This window comes from uncultured Shewanella sp., from assembly GCF_947501225.1.
Classification (GTDB): domain Bacteria; phylum Pseudomonadota; class Gammaproteobacteria; order Enterobacterales; family Shewanellaceae; genus Shewanella.
Genome location: NZ_CANMUW010000011.1, coordinates 72129 through 90025 on the forward strand (window position 1 = coordinate 72129; position 17897 = coordinate 90025).

Here is a 17897-nt window from a genome sequence, read left to right on the forward strand (position 1 = left end):
CGTCGGGATTTCAGGCGAAAGACTGATGAGCTGGCATGCTCTTGGAAGTGAATTCCCCCATCTTGATCTGTTTGTTTCCTTGAGTATGCTAGCTATTCCCCTCTTCAACTAAGACAACCCAGAGTGAATTCCACATCCGTGCTTGATCCGCTTATTTCCTTGAGTATGCTAGCTATTCCGACCCTCTTGTTTATCATCGAAAGTGAATTCCACATCCATGCTTGATCTGCTCGCTTCTTGAGTATGCTAGCTATTCCCCTCTTCAACTAAGACAACCCAGAGTGAATTCCACATCCATGCTTGATCTGCTCTTTCCTTGAGTATGCTAGCTATTCCCCTCTTCAAATAAGACAACCCAGAGTGAATTCCACGTCTATGCTTGATCCGCTCATTTCTTGAGTATGCTAGAACTAGGATAAACCTAAGGTCCTAGGAGCTAGAATCTCAAACCTCGCAACTCTCAACTTAAAACTTAAAACTTAAAACTAAGAAGATAAGATATTAGCGGGAGACTGGCTCCCGCTATCGAAACCATAATCCGGACTAGCTCACCTCCCTCTTACCACTAAAACGGTACACCAGCAGATATAGCACCGGCAGGATAACCAGAGTCAACAGGGTCGAGGAGACGATGCCGCCAATCACGACGGTAGCCAGCGGTCGCTGCACCTCGGCACCGGTGCCGACATTCAGTGCCATAGGAATAAAGCCGAGACTCGCCACCAGCGCAGTCATCAACACCGGGCGCAGTCGCTGGCTTGCACCCTGCTTGATCGCCTCGAGTAACTCGCCTCCCTGCTGCCTCAACTCCTTGATGAAGCTCAGCATTACCACACCGTTGAGTACGGCAATACCCGAGAGGGCGATGAATCCAACCGCCGCCGAGATGGACAGGGGCATATCTCTGAGCACCAAAGCCAGCACGCCACCGGTCAGTGCCAGCGGTACACCGCTGAAGATGATCAACGAATCCCTGATTGAGCCGAAAGCGCTGTACAGGAGGCCGAAGATCAGCAGCAGAGTGAGCGGCACTATGATCATCAAGCGGTTCGATGCCGACTCTAACTGCTCAAAAGTTCCCCCATATTCACTCCAGTAACCACTGGGCAGGTTAAGATCCCTCTCCATCAGCGACTTGGTCTCCTTGATGAATGAGCCCAGATCCCTCCCCTCGACGTTAGCCGTCACCACCACATGTCGTTTACCGCTTTGGCGATTGATCTGATTTGGCCCCACCTTAAATTGAATATCGGCAACCTCACCAAGGGGCACATAACTGAGATCCGGGTTAAGCTCCGCCGGTAAGGGGATCGGCAAACGCTTAAGCGCCCTCAGATCCTGACTGATATCCCGCTGCATGCGAACCACCAGCCTGAAACGGCGATCGCCCTCATAGATAAGGCCGACGGGCACACCTGAAACCGCAGCCTGTAACGCCTGTTGCACATCGACTATGGTCAGCCCCAGCAGGGCTAAATGGTCGCGATTAGGCTCGACCGATAGTGTCGGCAAACCAGACATCTGCTCGACCCGGATATCCTTAGCCCCATCGAGTTGATGGAACAAGACCTCGGCGCGATCACCGGCGGCTTTGAGAGTATCGAGATCGTCACCATATATTCGCAGTGCCACATCGGCACGAACACCGGCAATCAACTCATTGAAGCGCATCTCGATAGGCTGGGTAAACTCGTAGTTGTTACCGGGTACCTGCTCGACATGCTCTCTCAGCTCATCGATAAACTCCTCCTTAGTCTTATCCGGATCGGCCCACTGATCCCGTGGCTTGATGATCAAGATGGTGTCGGCAACACTCGGCGGCATAGGATCGGTCGCCACCTCAGGGGTACCTATCCTCGAAAACACACGCTCAACTTCATCAAGCTCACCGATAACCAGTTCGAGCTTCTTCTGCATCTCGGTCGACTGCTCCAGGCCGGTTCCGGTTATGCGCATGGCATGCATCGCGATGTCGCCCTCATCCAGCTTAGGCAGAAATTCAGAGCCTAAACGACTCGCTTGATACAGTGTGAGCGCCATCAAGGCGATAGCGATGAGCACTATGACGGCGGGGCGCTTCAGCGAGAAAAATAGCACAGGTTCATAGACGCCACGTGCTCTGGCCATCAGCCAGTTCTCCTTCTCATTGACCTTACCCTTAACAAACAGCGCAATGGCGGCAGGAACGAAGGTGACCGAGAATATGAGTGCACCGATAAGGGCCGCAACTACGGTGAAGGCCATAGGGTGGAACATCTTACCTTCGACGCCACTGAGAGCGAAAATAGGCAGATAGACCAACATGATGATCAACACACCAAACACCGCCGGACGGAACACCTCTTTGGTCGACTCAAATACCACCTTCAGACGCTCCTCGAGTGTGAGCAGACGGCCGAACTGATGCTGAGCCATCCCTAAGCGGCGAAGGGCGTTCTCGACGATGATCACCGCACCATCGACGATAATGCCAAAGTCGATGGCACCCAGGCTCATCAGGTTGCCCGATACCCGGTTCGTTGTCATACCTGTGATGGCAAACAGCATACTGAGCGGGATCACCAGGGCGGCGATCAGCGCGGCGCGAAAGTTCCCCAACAGGGCAAACAGTACAACTATGACCAGTACGGCACCTTCGAACAGGTTCTTCTGCACCGTAGCTATCGCCTTATCGACTAAGCCGGTTCTGTCATACACAGCCTCGGCCACAATCCCCTCTGGCAGACTGGCATTAACCAGTTCCAGTCTGTCGCCGACCTCCTTGGCGACCACGCGGCTGTTCTCCCCCATCAACATGAAGGCGGTACCCAACACAGTCTCTTCACCATCCTGGGTGGCGGCGCCGGTTCTGAGTTGCTTACCGTAAAACACCTCGGCGACATCGCCGATACGAACAGGTGCATCATCCCGCTTAGTCACCACGACCCGGCGGATCTCATCGAGGTTCTTCAGCTGCCCCGGTGAACGCACCAGCCACTGCTCGCCACTCCTCTCTATGTAGCCGGCACCGATATTACGGTTGTTACGCTCCAACGCCGAGATCACATCATCGACGGTAACCTTAAATGCCAGTAACTTGCCGGGATCCGGTGCCACCTGATATTCCCGCTCGAAGCCACCCAGGCTGTTGATCTCGGTGACGCCGGGAACCTTGACCAGCTGCGGACGAATGATCCAATCCTGGATGGTACGCAGATCTTCGGCATTATAGGGAGTGCCATCCTCTTTCAAGGCGCCATCTTGCGCGCGAATAGAGTAGGTGAAGATCTCACCCAGGCCACTGCTCACAGGCCCCAGAGCTGGCTCGGCTTCCACGGGTAACTCCCCGGAGACGCCCTGAAGCCGTTCGGCTATCTGCTGTCTGGCCCAGTAGATATCTGTACCCTCATCGAAGATCACCGTCACCTGAGACAGGCCGTAACGCGAGATCGAGCGCGTATGGTCCAGATTAGGGATCCCCGCCATCGCATTCTCGATGACATAGGTCAGTCGCTGTTCAGACTCGAGTGGAGAGTAGCCAGCAATCGCCGTATTTATCTGTACCTGCACATTGGTGATATCCGGCACGGCATCGATTGGCAACTTCAGGGTGTTGTATACGCCCAACAGTGCAATGAGCAAGGTCATGGCGAGCACCAGTAACCGTCTCTTTAGCGCAAAGGAGATGATTGTATCCATGTTAATCCTCTCCTAGTGTACGTGCTTAGCGGCATTTTTCATGATATCCGCCTTAAGCAGATAGCTGTTTTCGGTGACATATTCCACGTTACTATCCAGTCCCGCCAAAACTTCTACATATACGCCGTCACTCTCACCGAGTGTCAGCATACGCACCTCGAAGGTATTTCCATGCTTTATAAATACAGCAGGTTTTTCCATAAAGGTTTGAAGTGAATCGACGCGTACTGCAAGCGGTACCTGTTTGGTACGGGTCTCAATATCGGCCTGTATATGCATGCCCGGACGCCAGTGTCCATGATCATTATCGATCACTGCGCGGACGCGGGCGATATGGCCACCTGTCATGATTGGGGCGATATAGCTGATGGTACTACTAGCCGGGGGGCTGACCTCTTTGCCCTGATGCACCTTGTCTTTGTGAGCATCTCCTATCGTCACCGGTTGACCCAGCGACAGCTTGGCTATGCTGTCAGGAAAGGCTGAAAGATCGATCCAGACACGCGATAGGTCGCTGATACGTACAAGGGCACGATTTAATGTATTGTCCCCCAGACTCAATAACTGCTCGGTGACCTGACCACCGGCCGGACTCTTGACCTGATAGCTCTGCAGTGTGCTTGAGTTACGCACGGTAGCGATAACCTGCCCCTTCTGTACGCTATCACCTATGCTGACATGAAGTTGCTCGATGACACCGGCATAGGGTGCATTCACACTGAACTGATTATCGGCAATAGGGGCGATGATACCGAACAGGGTATCGACGAAGGTGAGCTGCTTAGCCTCCGCAAGCTGCGTCTGAACCCCAGAGAGCTTCAGCAACCGGTCGTTGATCTCGGTACGGCCCATAAAGTTATCGTAGTGCCAATCGAACTCCTCCCCCTCAAAACCGGCATGCACCTCCACCTCAAATGAGTGTGGCTCGGCGACGCTCTGTTCACTCACCAGATAATCCTCCTCAATGGTAAAGCTGACTCTGTCAGTTTTTCCGCCAAGACGATTAAGCAGGAGCTCGAGATTAACCCTGCCCGGCTCCACCGGCTCGCCCTTAAGGTAGGCATACACACGCATCTCCGGCGGGATCCCGGACTCGACCATAGTGATCTCCAGTTCAAACTCGCCACTGTGCAACAGCCGGCCACCGTGTGGTCCTTCGGGAACGTGCTCCTCCTGCTCCTCATGCCCATGCCCATGACCGTGGTTGCCACCGGCCCATACTTGACCCGCTGGCAGCAGAGTCGGAATAGAAAAAGCCGACAGGGTGATGGCCGCGGCCATCAATGCTGATGAAAGCTGATTCATTTTAACGTTCATTATCTGTTCTCCTGTGCCGCAGCTGGCATGGCATTGAATGGGTTAGTGCTCATGGATTGTCCGGTTATACGCTCGAGCTCGAGCTTCTGCCGGTAGACTGCCGCCTCGGCTTCGATAAGGTCACGCTCCACGCTAAAGAGTTCCGACTGGGCATCGGCAAGCTGCAGCACATTAGTCTGCCCGGTTTGGTAGGCAGCTTGAGTATCTTTGAGCAGACGCCGGGCCAGAGGCAAGATCTGCTGTTCGATCAGCCTTGCCTGTCCGACGTTGTTTACCATGGCCTGATGGATCTCCAGCAGTGAAAGTCTCAGCTGACTACGGGCTAGTTTTTGCTGCTCCATCGCCATCGCCTCATTGGCTTTAGCGGCCAGTATGTTGCCCTGGTTAGGGTTTGAGAGTGGGATAGGCATAGAGAAATTGAACATCAGGGCACCATCATCGAAGCCGTCATAACTTCTGACTCCCAGACCCAATGTCACATCGTGTTGCGCCTTAGCCTCCTCCATGCGACGTTTGGCATACATCAAACGTCCTGTACTTAACAGCTGCAGATACTGCGGTGCCCTTTCGATAGCGTTGAGTACACTGGCTGCCGCCGGTAGCCTGGTCAGTGGCTTGAGCTCACCCGCCGCACGTTGAAAGTGCGGCTCACCGGACCAGATGGCGGCTAAGCGCAGCCGTGCCAGAGCCGTCTCGCCATCGAGCCTCTCTTTAACCGCTTTTGAGTGTGACAGGCGCAGTGCCATCTTAGTGACATCGGCCTCGATAACGGCTCCGGCTCTGGCACGGGATTCGATAGCCTTCAGGGCTTCGCGTTCGACCAGGATCCGTCGCTCGCTCCAATCCTGTAGCGCCTGCAACCTGAGTAGTTGATAGTATCGTCCGGTGGCCTGAGCCAAAATATCCAGGCGCAGAAGCTCATACTCCCCCAGTTTCTGACGCTCTGAAGCTTGAGCGACATCGATACGCCGCTGACGCTTATCACCCAATTCGATAAGCTGACTCAACCCCAGAGTCACCTCGACGTTATCCACCCCCTGCATATCTCCCGTGCCGAGCAGATTTTCAACTTCGACGGAAAATTCGGGATTGGGCTTGACCCCGGCTTGCAGGGTCAAGGCTTCACTGACTCTTAATTCATAGGGAAAAGCTTGCAGCTGAACATTGTTCAACAAGGTTTTTTCCAGTACCCAAGGTAGAGTAATTTCGCCCGGCTCTGTCTGAGCTGAACTTTTGCCTGCAAATAATGCAAGCACACACAGACTCACGGTGACCAGTGCACGTTGGCAGGTCACAAGTGTGTTCGCTTGAGATCTCTTCACGAGAATAAACTCCGGTTTTCGCCGGAACACACGGCGATGCGAATGGCATCTAATCAAGATCAGACACAGGAATCCGCACCCAATATCAGGTGTTCAGGCAGATTTAATTAAGAAAAATTATTTAAATAACGCGGAGTTAACTATATGGAGGGGGGATTGGCGGTGCGTAACTTCTATCTTGATAGCTGATAAGAAACAGGCTTTTACCTTCGACCCGGTCGCGATCACAGGCAAACTGCAGCTCTACGGGCGGATGACAGGAGGTATGAAAATCATCATCGTGTTCATCGTGTTCATCTTGCTCACTGCCCGCTCTGGTATGAACACAAGTGCAGGTCGGCGCATGACAGCAAGACTCCTGCTCTTCACCCGAGGGAGTGGCTTGGATTTGCGAGAGTGCTTGCGAGAGCTCTTGTGAGGTTAGCTCGTTGGTGTGGATATCCGATGCTACACAGGTCGGAAATAACTGAGACACGAAAACCACCAGCAATAGAACCAGTGTCAACTTAGATTGTAAAACCTGTGTTGAAGCTTTCATGTTAAACAAACAACCATTCCCAAGTCAGAATAGCCTTTGGCTATTAAGGTTAAAAACTGCAACTCGCAGTTAAGAGTGGGGCCTATCAACCTGACCCTGTAAAAAACACTGGCTATTAGACCAGAGTCAATTTTTAAGATCCAGAGACAAGATATCTATTTACACGGACAAATAGGGATTTCGTGACATGCACTAAGGTATTTGATTAAATTTCAATAGAGATGAATAGGGCCACCTCTCCAGATGACCTAAAGGTTAAGCCTATATAGTTACATCAAAGGTACGACTTCACGAAACGGTTTATTCTGCTGATAGGTCTGAAGGCGCTGCTCAAACTCACCGGCTCTATGGGCCTCTTCGCTATGTTTCAATGCATCGATCGCTTTAAGCTGGGTGCTGATTGCCGCATTGTAGTCACCGATTTCAGCGTAGGCTGCTGCCAGATTATCCAGATTGGTTGGATTTTCCCGATCCGCCTCGACCAGGGTGCGAGCCAGCTGTAGTGCCTTATCTCCATTTCGGTACTCCTCTTCAGGACAGGTCGATAGGATCCAGGCAACATTACCCAGCGAAACTTCATCGCCGACCGAACTGAAACGATCGACCGCTTTACCACAATTACGCTCCACTCCATTCCCGCCGGCGGCATAGATAAAGCCCAGCCTGAATTGCGCCCACTTGCTCCCCTGCTCGCTTAAGGAGAGATACCAACGCTCGGCAACGGTAAGGTCACGCTCGATGATATTGCCTTCGAAGGAGAGATCGGCCAAGGTTTGTTGCGCCTTAGGGTGTCCCTGTTCGGCAGCGAGAGATACCCAATCGAGCCCCTGTTGTTGATCTTGTTCGACAAAACGACCTGACAGATACATGAGCCCAAGAAGAAACTGTGCCTCTTTCTCTCCTTGAGCGGCCTTTAATTGAATATGAGCGAGTTTACTCGCGGCAACTTCCGCTACAGGTTGAGGAATTGAAAACGCATTAGCTGTAGTACTCGTTAAGAGTAAAAAAACAAAACCAACGCCAACAAATAACGGATGATATTTCAAAACAACTCCTAATTGAAATCAACATTTGGGCCAGTCTGAAGCGGATATCTGATGTAGATAAAACAAAACCGGAACAGAGAAAATAGCACAGTAAAAATTTTGTACAAACCCCTTGTTTCCCCTGAGTTAGCCAGATTTAACAGTCAAAGTCGAGAAAAACAGTATTTCATGATCAGTTTAAGACAAATAAATATTGAACAAGTTCAGCATGAAAGGGGGATAAGATGTGATTGAGTCTGCATTGTTAAACCAATCAGTGCATATTTATACGGTATTAGTTGACTTATATCACTAATGTATCAAAATAAACATCAATATAGATAGTCTGTTACGAATATTCATTCTCTCTAAACTTAGACATTCATCTAGGTTTTGGTGACATAATTGACGTAAACTGCTTATTTAGCATATTCTTGTATTTAAATTAAACTGTCGAGGAACATAGGCATGGCTCTGATTGGTAAGCCTAAACCGGATCCTACTTTGGAATGGTTTTTATCACACTGTCACATTCACAAGTATCCAGCCAAAAGCACTTTGATCCACGCTGGTGAAGAATCAGATACGCTTTATTACATCGTTAAAGGTTCTGTCGCTGTTTTGATCAAAGACGAAGAAGGCAAAGAGATGATCCTCTCTTACCTTAATCAAGGCGACTTCATCGGGGAACTTGGCCTGTTTGAAGAGCAAGCCGAACGTACAGCTTGGGTTCGTGCTAAGCAACCTTGTGAAATTGCAGAGATATCTTACAAGAAATTTAAGCAGCTCATTCAGGTTAACCCTGAAATCTTGATGAAGCTTTCTTCGCAGATGGCTTATCGCCTGCATAGCACCAGCCAGAAAGTTGGTGATCTTGCATTCCTGGATGTCGCAGGAAGAATCGCTCAAACATTACTGCATTTGGCTAAGCAGCCGGATGCGATGACTCACCCGGATGGCATGCAGATCAAGATCACTCGTCAAGAGATTGGTCAAATCGTTGGCTGTTCACGTGAGACAGTGGGACGTATCCTTAAGATGCTTGAAGAGCAAAGCCTGATTCAAGCTCACGGTAAAACAATCGTAGTTTACGGCACACGCTAAGCTAACATTAAGTTAGATTTAAGACAGCTTCGATAAAGTGGCCTGAGATGATCTCAGGCCATTTTTTTTGGAGATAATATTAATGACAAGGGCACTGTGTGTTAGCTTATTCGCTCTTGCGACCTTAATGTCGATGAAAGGTCACACAACCAACCTGATAGAACTCGAGCATTACGAGGCTAAACAATTAGTTAGCTCAGGAAAGATCTTGTCCCTCGATGTCACTCTCTCCAGAATAAAACATTTCTGTTACGGCAAACTTATCGATGCACACCTCTATCGTGAAGATGGTAAATGGCGTTATGATTTGCAAATTAAGGCACAACATGGCCAAATTATAGATCTGAGCCTGGACGCTAGCACCGGACAGCCCGATCCCTATAGATCATTACCCAGTGACTGCAGAGCTTTTGAGAAATAGTTCAGCCTGCCACTTGAGTCGATGACACCATTTGATGACAGGTTAATATGAAACTACTGCTCGTTGAAGACAATACACTACTCGTTGAAGAACTCGAAAAACAGCTAAAGCAGGCCGGGTACGTAACAGACGTAACAGATAAAGCGGCCGAAGCCGACTACCTATTGAAAGAGACCAATTACGATTGCGTGATTCTCGATATCGGTTTACCCGACGGAAATGGGCTGGAACTACTCGAAAGCTGGCGTAATCAAGGGGTTAATACACCTGTCATCATGCTGACTGCGCGCAGCCAGTGGCATGAGAAGGTCGAAGGATTCAATGCCGGCGCAGATGATTACCTGGGCAAGCCGTTCCACACTCAGGAGCTCCTGGCGAGAATACATGCGCTCATACAGCGCGCCCACGGCAAGGCGAGTTCACCAACGAAAGAGCTCAGTTTTTCAGGCGTCACTCTCGATGAAAACCAGCAATCAGTCATGGTCGGCTCCCAATCATTTGAGCTGACCGCGATGGAGTTCAGGCTACTCAAGATATTTCTGATGTCACCGGAAAAACTGCTCTCAAAGTCACAGCTCACGGACAAACTTTACCAGTTCGATGATGAGAAGGAGAGCAATGTGGTAGAGGTCTATGTCACCCATCTGCGCAAGAAGCTAGGTAAGACAGCCATCGAAACCCGTCGTGGCCAGGGATACATTTTCCACGGCATCAAACAATGATCTCGATAAGAACTAAGCTCAGCCTCTGGCTCACGGGCTTAGTCATCCTGTCGACGGCCGTTGCCATTATCTTCTTCGAGTCTATGCTGAGACAGGCGTTTCACGACTCGATCATAGCCAGATTACAGGAAGACTTAGAGCAGGTCATGCTTGCCACTCAGCTACACGGCGATGAGTTAACCATTGACCAGAGCCAGCTCTCCGGATTCTATAAGCCTGTGTTTTCCGGACGTTACTATCAGCTCAACCTGCCGGATCATGAGATCCGCTCACGCTCCCTTTGGGATCAGAAACTCGATATCGAACTCTTAAAGGGGGGAGAGAGCCGGGTATGGCAGACTAAGGGGCCTCAGAATCACGATATTCAACTTCTCTCGCTCGGTCTCAGCTCAGACTCCCTGAATGTAGATGCGACCTTGACCGTGGCTCAGGATCTGAGTATCGGACGTAAAATTTTCTCTCAGGTTTACGGCACAAAACTCGGGGTAAACCTGGCGATGCTGTTAACCATGATCGCCGGTATTTTTCTGGTCTTAAGACAATCATTTAAACCTATTACCCATATGCAGAAAGCACTCTCAAAGCTGAGGGAGGGTGAGATCAACTCATTAGAGGTCGATAAGATCCCCCCCGAACTGCAGGGGCTGGCCGAGACCTATAATGAGCTGCTGCGATACTCAAGCAAACAGCTGGAAAGAAGCCGTAATAACATTGGAAACCTGAGTCATGGACTCAAGACACCTCTGGCGGTGATGCAGCAACAGGTTGAAGCCTTAGGGCTGAAAGATCCTGACGCGGCAATTGCGCTGCAGAAGCAGTTAGATCTGATTCATAAGATGATAGAGAGAAAACTTGCAGCCGCCCGCATCACGGGCGATATGTTACCCGCAGCACAGATGCAGCTGCCAAAAGACTTAGATGACCTCTGCCAGACCTTAGGTAAGGTACACTTTCACAAGCAGATACAGTGCAGCATAGACATTCCTGAACAACTGCCAAGGCTTCCCGTTCACAGGGAGGATGGTATGGAGCTGATTGGCAATCTGCTCGACAACGCTCACAAGTGGGCCAACGCTAAGGTAGAGATCGGCGCCACTATTGAGGGTGATAAGATAAGCCTTACCATAGAGGACGACGGACCCGGTGTCGCCAATGAAGAGCTGGCCTTATTGACCAGCCGCGGTAAGCGTTTAGACGAGGCGACCATGGGTCATGGCCTGGGACTCTCTATCGTCAAAGATATTGCCGAACAGTATGAGATAGAGTTGCAATTTACCCATAGCGAACACTTAGGTGGATTGAAGGTGAGCTTAACCTTTTAACTAACTCGCCCACAGACTTTAAGCGCCCTAAACGGGCCCGTTGAGTAACCCCAGAACAGACTAAAGTTGTTATTAAGCCAGTTGCTACTCCCAGCTGGCTTTTTTATATACTTCGTTTGAGATTTTAATCCCTAAACTATGATTCAGTCCCAAGTGTGTCCAGCCCTGAGATAGATTGATACTTCAATTCCGCTTATATCGTCAGTTATTAAGAAGCTACAGCCTCCTCAGAAGACACCAAATCACACGACTCACTCTGTACCAGTTTACTCATAAATACTTCCCTATCAGCCGGATAGGAGCCCTCAGCGATATAATAGCCCTCAGCCACATATCTGCTAACCCGATGAGCGGGCACCACTTCGAAGACATCTCCTCCCCTGCCCCATAGGAATATGGGTCAGAGGCGGGAATGCCAAATTGATGCCGGGAGCATCATTGGCCCATGGCAAACAGACATAAGTGTTCTGACTGCCAGGGTCTAAAGCGTTCCCTACACTCTTAGACATTTCCCATATCCATATGGGTCAGATGGCGGGAATGCCAACAAATGTTGGGAACATTTGTGGCCAGACACAACGTCTGTTTTATGCCTTGACCCACAGGGACGTGGGGAATGCCAAATTGATGCCGGGAGCATCATTGGCCCATGGCCCCTTCTTGAAAAAGACAGACATAACTTTCCATTACAAGAATGCCAGACACAAAAAAGCCACAGCACGGAGTCTGTGGCTTTTGTTCAGAGGCTTACTGAAGCGGATAAACCGGAGAGCGTTACCCGCTTCTAACCATACTCACTCATAGAGCGCTTTCAGAAGACTATTTCCAGAAGATTACTTCTTCTTAGAGTATGCAGCCGCTTCTTCACCGGCCAGTCTGCCGAAGGTGATGATATCAGAGATAGCGTTACCACCTAAGCGGTTAGCACCATGAACACCACCGGTCACTTCACCGGCACCATATAGGCCAGGTATAACCTGCTTCTTAGCATTCATGATCTCTGCTTTAGAGTCGATCATCACGCCGCCCATAGTGTGGTGAACACCAGGAGTCACTTCGATAGCGTAGTAGTTACCTTCATTGATGGCACGAGGCAGGTTAGGACGAGCAAAGTCGGCATCCTTACCACTTGTCACGAAGGTGTTATAACGAGCAACTGTTTCTTTCAGTGCCTTACCATCGATGTTTTCCATCTTACCTAACTTAACCAGAGTATCGGCAGTAGGAGCGACACCCAGGCCGATGTACTTATCGATCTTCTTCAGAGACTTACGTACAGAGTCATCGAAGATCAAGAAAGCAGATTTACCTGTTTGTTGCAGAATCGCAGCGGCAGCCTTATCACGAGTGGTGATCTCGTTGACGAAACGCTTACCTTCGCGGTTAACCAGGATAGCACCGTTACCACGTACGGCTTCAGTAACCATAACGCCACCTTTCACAGAAAGCGTTGGGTGAGCCTGGATGTACTCAAGGTCTTTCATTGCTGCACCGGCATTACCGGCTACGTCGATACCATCACCGGTTGCACCAGGCTGGTTAGTCGATACGAAACCTTTCAGCTTAGGATCCAGCTTAGCAACACGATCATTGTTCTTAGCGAAACCACCGGTAGCCAGAATCACAGCGTCGGCCTTAATCCAGTAGTAACCTTTGTACATCCCCTTAACCAGCAGGCCTTTAACGTTACCTGAATCATCTTTAAGGATCTCGATACCACGGGTGTTCATGCGCATATCGATTTCGCGTTTAACCGCGTTATCATAAAGCACCTGAATAACGTGTGCACCCACACCTGCACCACCGGTTGGACGGTGAGTACGGTTAACCGATGCGCCACCCATACGGCCTACATCGCTCAGGTCAGCACCCATGGCTGTCATCCAGTCGACAGAGCCTTTTGAGTGAGAAACCAGCACATCGACCAGTGCAGGGTCGTTGATGTTACGTCCCCCCTTCATGGTGTCTTTTGTCATCAGCTCAAGGCTATCTTCGATGCCCTTAGCTTTTTGTTGATCGGTCCAGGCAGCATTCATACCACCGGCTGCAAGTTTCGCATTACCACCGATAACAGGCTCTTTCTCGATAAGAATTACTTTGGCGCCCTTATCGTGGGCAGCTACAGATGCAGAGAAACCAGCTCCGCCTGAACCTACGACAACAACATCGACAGTGTCTTTAGGTGCGCTGGCCAGTGCCGCTTCACGCTCAGACTTATCTTTAGCAAGCTCGGCGATGCTTGGCTCGTGGCGCTCCCACTTACCTGCATATGGCATATCGAAATCGAAGCTATGGCAGGAATCACAATAGACCATAGATTTTTCGTGAGCGCTGTGACAAGAGGTACAAGCAACGTCACCAGGGAAGTGAGAGTCGTGAGCGTTGTAATGCTCATGTTTAGTCTCTTCAGCTACCTCTTCCATTGTACCGTGGCAAGAAACACACTGCTCATTTTCATAGGTAAGGCTATCGTTAGATAGTTCACCGTCTGCGGTATGACAGCTGTCACACTCTTGGTTTTCAGCATGGAAGTCTGCAAGGTTATCTGCGGCAGTTGCATTGGCAACCATTCCTGCAGAACCAAGCAAGGTGGCTAGGCATATCGCTTTTTTAAAGTTTTTCATCACGTCTCCTAACTTTTTAACAGTTCAAAAATATTTGGAAAATATCGTTGCGCCATTAACAAGCTCATCTCTGGTATTGTTAGCTAAGTTTTCTGACCCCATAACTATAGGATGCTCTCAGCTTTCTGTTTCAAATAAAGTTTGAGCCATGTCAAAGAGGAGCTCAATATTAAAAAAAAAGCAGGAGATGAAAATCAAGCGAGCTTCACAGCTGAAAAAGATGCTCATGCAAAGATGCATAATTAAATAGGTCGTTATGCAGTTTTGCATAGGCCATAGATGAATGGATCACAAAACCTCCGTATCATGCCAGCTCCACCTGATTGAGCTCATAATCTGAGCTGATATGTTGCGTCAAATGTAGTAATTGCGCCCATCACCACAGTTCATCAGTTATCGGGCATGTTAAAATTCTGCCATGAAATATCTTTTTATATTAGTCATGGTGCTATGTTTCCATGCACCATCTCAGGCCGCACAGGCACAAGACTTATCACATAAGAGTATCGTCTTTGGCGTTCACTCCAAAACGGCTCCGCTGGAGTGGCGTAATAATGGTGTCGACCAGGGGTTCAACCTGGAGCTGATGAGCCGAATCGGACAACTCATAGATAAGAGAATCGTTGTCAGACGGAAAACATTTCAGCAGCTACTGACCGATGTTCATGATCCAGACTGCCCTATCGATGTCATCGCTGTTGTCAGCCCGGTCACCATAGACAGAAAACTGAGTCAGTCTGATCCTATCTACGCCACTCACGCCAAGGCGTACACGCTGCAGGGCAAGTCCTTTATCAACGGCTGGCAGGACCTTGCCGGGAAACGGGTTGCCATCAAGAAAGGCGCCTTCGTGGATGTCTATATAACCGGACAGCCACAGGAGTTCGAACGCGTCGATGTTGATCTCTACGAGACAGGCTTTCAGCTGCTGATCAAGGGGGAGGTCGATATTGTGCTGGCCGAAAATTTTGTAGCCAGACGTCTGATGCCTCTCTATCCCTCTATCAGGAGCTCCAGTGATCCCCTGATATATGGTGCCTTCAACTTTGTGAGTAATAAGGTTAACGCTCCTCTGATGGGCCTGATTAACGACGCCCTCAGACAGCTAAAACTCTCAGGTGAGTATGACCGACTGGTCAATAAATGGTTTGGTACGGGCCGGGAGAAGGTCGATCTCACCTCCACCCAGCAGAAGATGTTATGGCTGGCTATCACGGTGAGCATCATCTCGGCGCTGGGTATGCTATTCACCGGCTATATCAGCCGAAGCTTACGCAAGCGAACCCGTTCGCTTAACCTGGAGTTGGCCCAGCGTCGCAAGGCAGAGCATCAAATATCCAACCTGTCCAAGCAGTTTCAATCTGTATTGGATGGGATCCCCCATGGTGTCACGCTATTTAACCGGGAGTGTGACAGTTTATGGAGTAACGACAACAACAATGATCTGCTGGAAAACCCTGATTTTCACTTTATCGATGGCGAGCCCTTCGAACTCAAGGTCACCCTGCTGCAGGTACTGGACAACCAGCGCTCGCTTATCGAAGATATGAGCTTTCATGATCAGTTCTGGCAGCTTCAGATCCACCCCATAGGGGAAGATCAGGCCGTTATTCTGCTTGAGGAAGCCACTGAGCGACATCAGTTAAGACAGGCCAATGATGAAGCCAGCCGTCTGGCCTCATTAGGAGAACTCTCGGCTGGCGTAGCCCATGAAATTAATAACCCAACAGGGATTATCATCCACTCGGTCGCCTTCCTAAACGATGCGCTCAAAGATCTCAAGCCGGCAACCGATGCCTATCTGAAGCAAAATCCATTCTGGCTTATAGCCGGTCTGGATCCTGAGCGCGCCCTGTATGAACTGCACTATAGCTGCCTCAATATTGACGAGGGAGCGACCCGAATAAGCCGCATCGTCAATGATCTCAAACGCTATGCCCTACCTAACATAGCCGCCGAACACCAGAGGCTAAGTCTAAATGAGGTGGTACAGGTCTCGCTGCGCTTAACCGCCAATCAGATAAAAATATTTAAGATAAGACCCCGGCTGCATCAGCCCGAGCCCTTCATCACAGGGGATGCACAGCAGCTGCATCAGGTACTGATCAACCTTATCCAAAATGCCTGCCATGCATCACCACCTGACGACGGTGAAGAGACTGAAGCTGGCATGATCGCCATCGAAACCAGCATAGTGGATGAGAAGGCCTGCCTGACTGTCTGCGATAACGGTTGTGGCATGGACAGAGCGACGCTACAACGCATCACCGAGCCCTTCTTTACGACTCGTCGCTCATGTGGCGGCACCGGACTTGGATTATCTGTGTGCAGCAGAATAATCAAAGAACATAAGGGCGAGATGCAGATAACTTCCCGTCAGGGCAAGGGAACCTGTATCAAACTTCTCTTCTCATTGGACACCTCAATGGAGCACCCCAGATGAAACTCGCACGAAATATTCTGTTAGTCGATGATGAAGCCTCTTGGTTGAGAACCTTAGCCGTCACACTCAACAGGCTCGTCCCCGAGGCGCAGGTCGATACCTGTGTAGACAGCAGGCAGGTCATTAATCGTCTCTCGGTATCCGATTACGCCCTGGTCCTGCTCGATCTGACGATGCCATTTCACTCCGGCGAAGAGCTACTGGAGATAATCAGGTGTGACTTTCCCAAGACCCGCGTCATCATAGTGACCGGGGTCAATGAGGTAGACACCGCGGTTCGCTGCATCAAAAATGGCGCCTACGATTACTTTATCAAGACAGACAATGTAGACGATCTGGCCCGAACCGTGCGACGAGCCCTCGAAGTTGTCGGTTTAGAGAGAAACTACCTGAGAATAAAAGAGAGCTTCCTGAGTCGAACCCTGAACCAGCCGGAAGCCTTTAATAACATTCTCACCTGTGAGCCTGTCCTGCTGGATCAGTTTCGTTATCTGGAAGCTGTTGCCCTGAGCCCTGAGCCGATTCTCATACTTGGAGAGAGTGGCACCGGCAAAGGTGAGTTTGCAAAGTCCTGCCATCAACTCTGTTGCCATGATTCCCCTTTTATCAATATCAACCTCGCCGGCATCAGTACAGATGCATTTGAACTACAGCTGTTCGGGCAGATCCATACCCATGAGGACGGTCAGGTTTCGGCTCAGGCCGGTGTGTTGCATCAGGTCGGTAACGGACTCCTTTACCTCAACGAAGTTGGCGATCTTCCGCTGGAGGCCCAGGCCAAGCTTGTCGATGTTATCGAGCATAAACAGTATTACCCCATAGGCAGCGATCGCTCCTACCCGGTAAACTGCCGGATCATCACTTCGACTCAAAACGATCTGCGGGCACTCAATCAGGCCGGAAAGTTTCGCAGCGATCTGCTATACAGGTTACGCTCCCACAAGATCACCCTGCCACCACTGCGAAAGCGCCCCATGGATCTTTCCATGCTTATTAACCACTTTATCGCTCAGGCATCTGAAGAGATGGGGCTCGACGCTCCCCAACAACCCAGAAGTCTGGCGAGTCGGCTGGCAGATTATGATTTTCCCGGAAATCTTCATGAACTCAAAGGGATGGTCTTCGATGCGGTGAGTCGCAGCGATGGTGTACAACTCAATATCTCCCCCTTCATGGAGGCGATTAACGAGCAGAAAGGCTCCACTGAGACACCACAAGATGCCTTGATCTTTCCCAAGCAGTTGCCCACCCTGGCCGAAATGAGTAACGCCTTGATCAATGAGGCGATGAGCCGCACGGCAAATAACCAAACTGCAGCCGCTCAGATGCTCGGCATCAGCCAAAGTGCGCTGAGCAGACGTATGACGAAAGAGAAGTAGCC

The 17897-nt window shown here is 50.2% G+C and carries 13 protein-coding genes; 6 read left to right on the forward strand and 7 right to left on the reverse strand.

The features are described 5' to 3' along the window. Positions 1-543: 543 nt before the first annotated feature. The 5 genes from Q1B47_RS15370 to Q1B47_RS15390 form a co-directional block, all read right to left on the reverse strand. Positions 544-3678, reverse strand: coding sequence for a CusA/CzcA family heavy metal efflux RND transporter (locus tag Q1B47_RS15370; protein WP_299795359.1), 3135 nt, complete (start codon positions 3676-3678; stop codon positions 544-546). A gap of 12 nt (positions 3679-3690) precedes the next feature. Next, complete coding sequence (locus tag Q1B47_RS15375; protein ID WP_299795361.1) at positions 3691-4995, reverse strand: efflux RND transporter periplasmic adaptor subunit; 1305 nt, start codon at positions 4993-4995, stop codon at positions 3691-3693. After that, complete coding sequence (locus tag Q1B47_RS15380; RefSeq protein WP_299795363.1) at positions 4995-6317, reverse strand: TolC family protein; 1323 nt, start codon at positions 6315-6317, stop codon at positions 4995-4997. Before Q1B47_RS15380 ends, Q1B47_RS15375 begins: the two co-directional genes overlap by 1 nt. Before the next feature lie 136 nt (positions 6318-6453). Continuing rightward, positions 6454-6792 carry a hypothetical protein gene (locus Q1B47_RS15385; protein ID WP_299795365.1) on the reverse strand — a complete coding sequence of 113 codons (339 nt, stop codon included), beginning with the start codon at positions 6790-6792 and terminating at the stop codon, positions 6454-6456. Between the two features lie 332 nt (positions 6793-7124). Next, on the reverse strand, positions 7125-7901 hold the full coding sequence (locus Q1B47_RS15390; protein ID WP_299795367.1) for a tetratricopeptide repeat protein: 777 nt from the start codon (positions 7899-7901) through the stop codon (positions 7125-7127). Positions 7902-8348: 447 nt separating this feature from the next. On the opposite strand from Q1B47_RS15390, the gene crp reads away from it, so the two are divergent. The 4 genes from crp to Q1B47_RS15410 all read left to right on the forward strand — a co-directional run bounded on the left by crp (position 8349) and on the right by Q1B47_RS15410 (position 11449). Then, the gene (gene crp, locus Q1B47_RS15395; protein WP_012144207.1) at positions 8349-8984 is read left to right on the forward strand and encodes a cAMP-activated global transcriptional regulator CRP; all 636 of its coding nucleotides are present in this window, start codon (positions 8349-8351) and stop codon (positions 8982-8984) included. 82 nt (positions 8985-9066) lie between these two features. Further along, positions 9067-9405: a hypothetical protein gene (locus tag Q1B47_RS15400; RefSeq protein ID WP_299795380.1), complete on the forward strand. Its 339-nt coding sequence runs from the start codon at positions 9067-9069 to the stop codon at positions 9403-9405. A gap of 47 nt (positions 9406-9452) precedes the next feature. After that, positions 9453-10127, forward strand: coding sequence for a response regulator transcription factor (locus tag Q1B47_RS15405; RefSeq protein WP_299795382.1), 675 nt, complete (start codon positions 9453-9455; stop codon positions 10125-10127). Next, positions 10124-11449: an ATP-binding protein gene (locus tag Q1B47_RS15410; RefSeq protein ID WP_299795384.1), complete on the forward strand. Its 1326-nt coding sequence runs from the start codon at positions 10124-10126 to the stop codon at positions 11447-11449. Before Q1B47_RS15405 ends, Q1B47_RS15410 begins: the two co-directional genes overlap by 4 nt. Positions 11450-11787: 338 nt before the next feature. On the opposite strand, the gene Q1B47_RS15415 is transcribed toward Q1B47_RS15410, so the two are convergent. Together Q1B47_RS15415 and Q1B47_RS15420 are read right to left on the reverse strand one after the other, a co-directional pair. After that, the gene (locus Q1B47_RS15415; RefSeq protein WP_299795386.1) at positions 11788-11958 is read right to left on the reverse strand and encodes a hypothetical protein; all 171 of its coding nucleotides are present in this window, start codon (positions 11956-11958) and stop codon (positions 11788-11790) included. 324 nt (positions 11959-12282) lie between these two features. Further along, complete coding sequence (locus Q1B47_RS15420) at positions 12283-14073, reverse strand: flavocytochrome c (RefSeq protein WP_299795388.1); 1791 nt, start codon at positions 14071-14073, stop codon at positions 12283-12285. 442 nt (positions 14074-14515) lie between these two features. Here Q1B47_RS15420 and Q1B47_RS15425 point away from each other — a divergent pair, with 442 nt between their 5' ends. Both Q1B47_RS15425 and Q1B47_RS15430 read left to right on the forward strand, forming a co-directional pair. Further along, entirely contained in the window at positions 14516-16516 is a 2001-nt protein-coding gene (locus Q1B47_RS15425; protein ID WP_299795530.1) for an ATP-binding protein, read from the forward strand. Next, positions 16513-17895, forward strand: a complete 1383-nt coding sequence (locus tag Q1B47_RS15430; RefSeq protein WP_299795390.1) for a sigma-54 dependent transcriptional regulator — start codon at positions 16513-16515, stop codon at positions 17893-17895. The genes Q1B47_RS15425 and Q1B47_RS15430 overlap by 4 nt, the downstream gene beginning before the upstream one ends. The last annotated feature ends 2 nt before the right edge of the window (positions 17896-17897 follow it).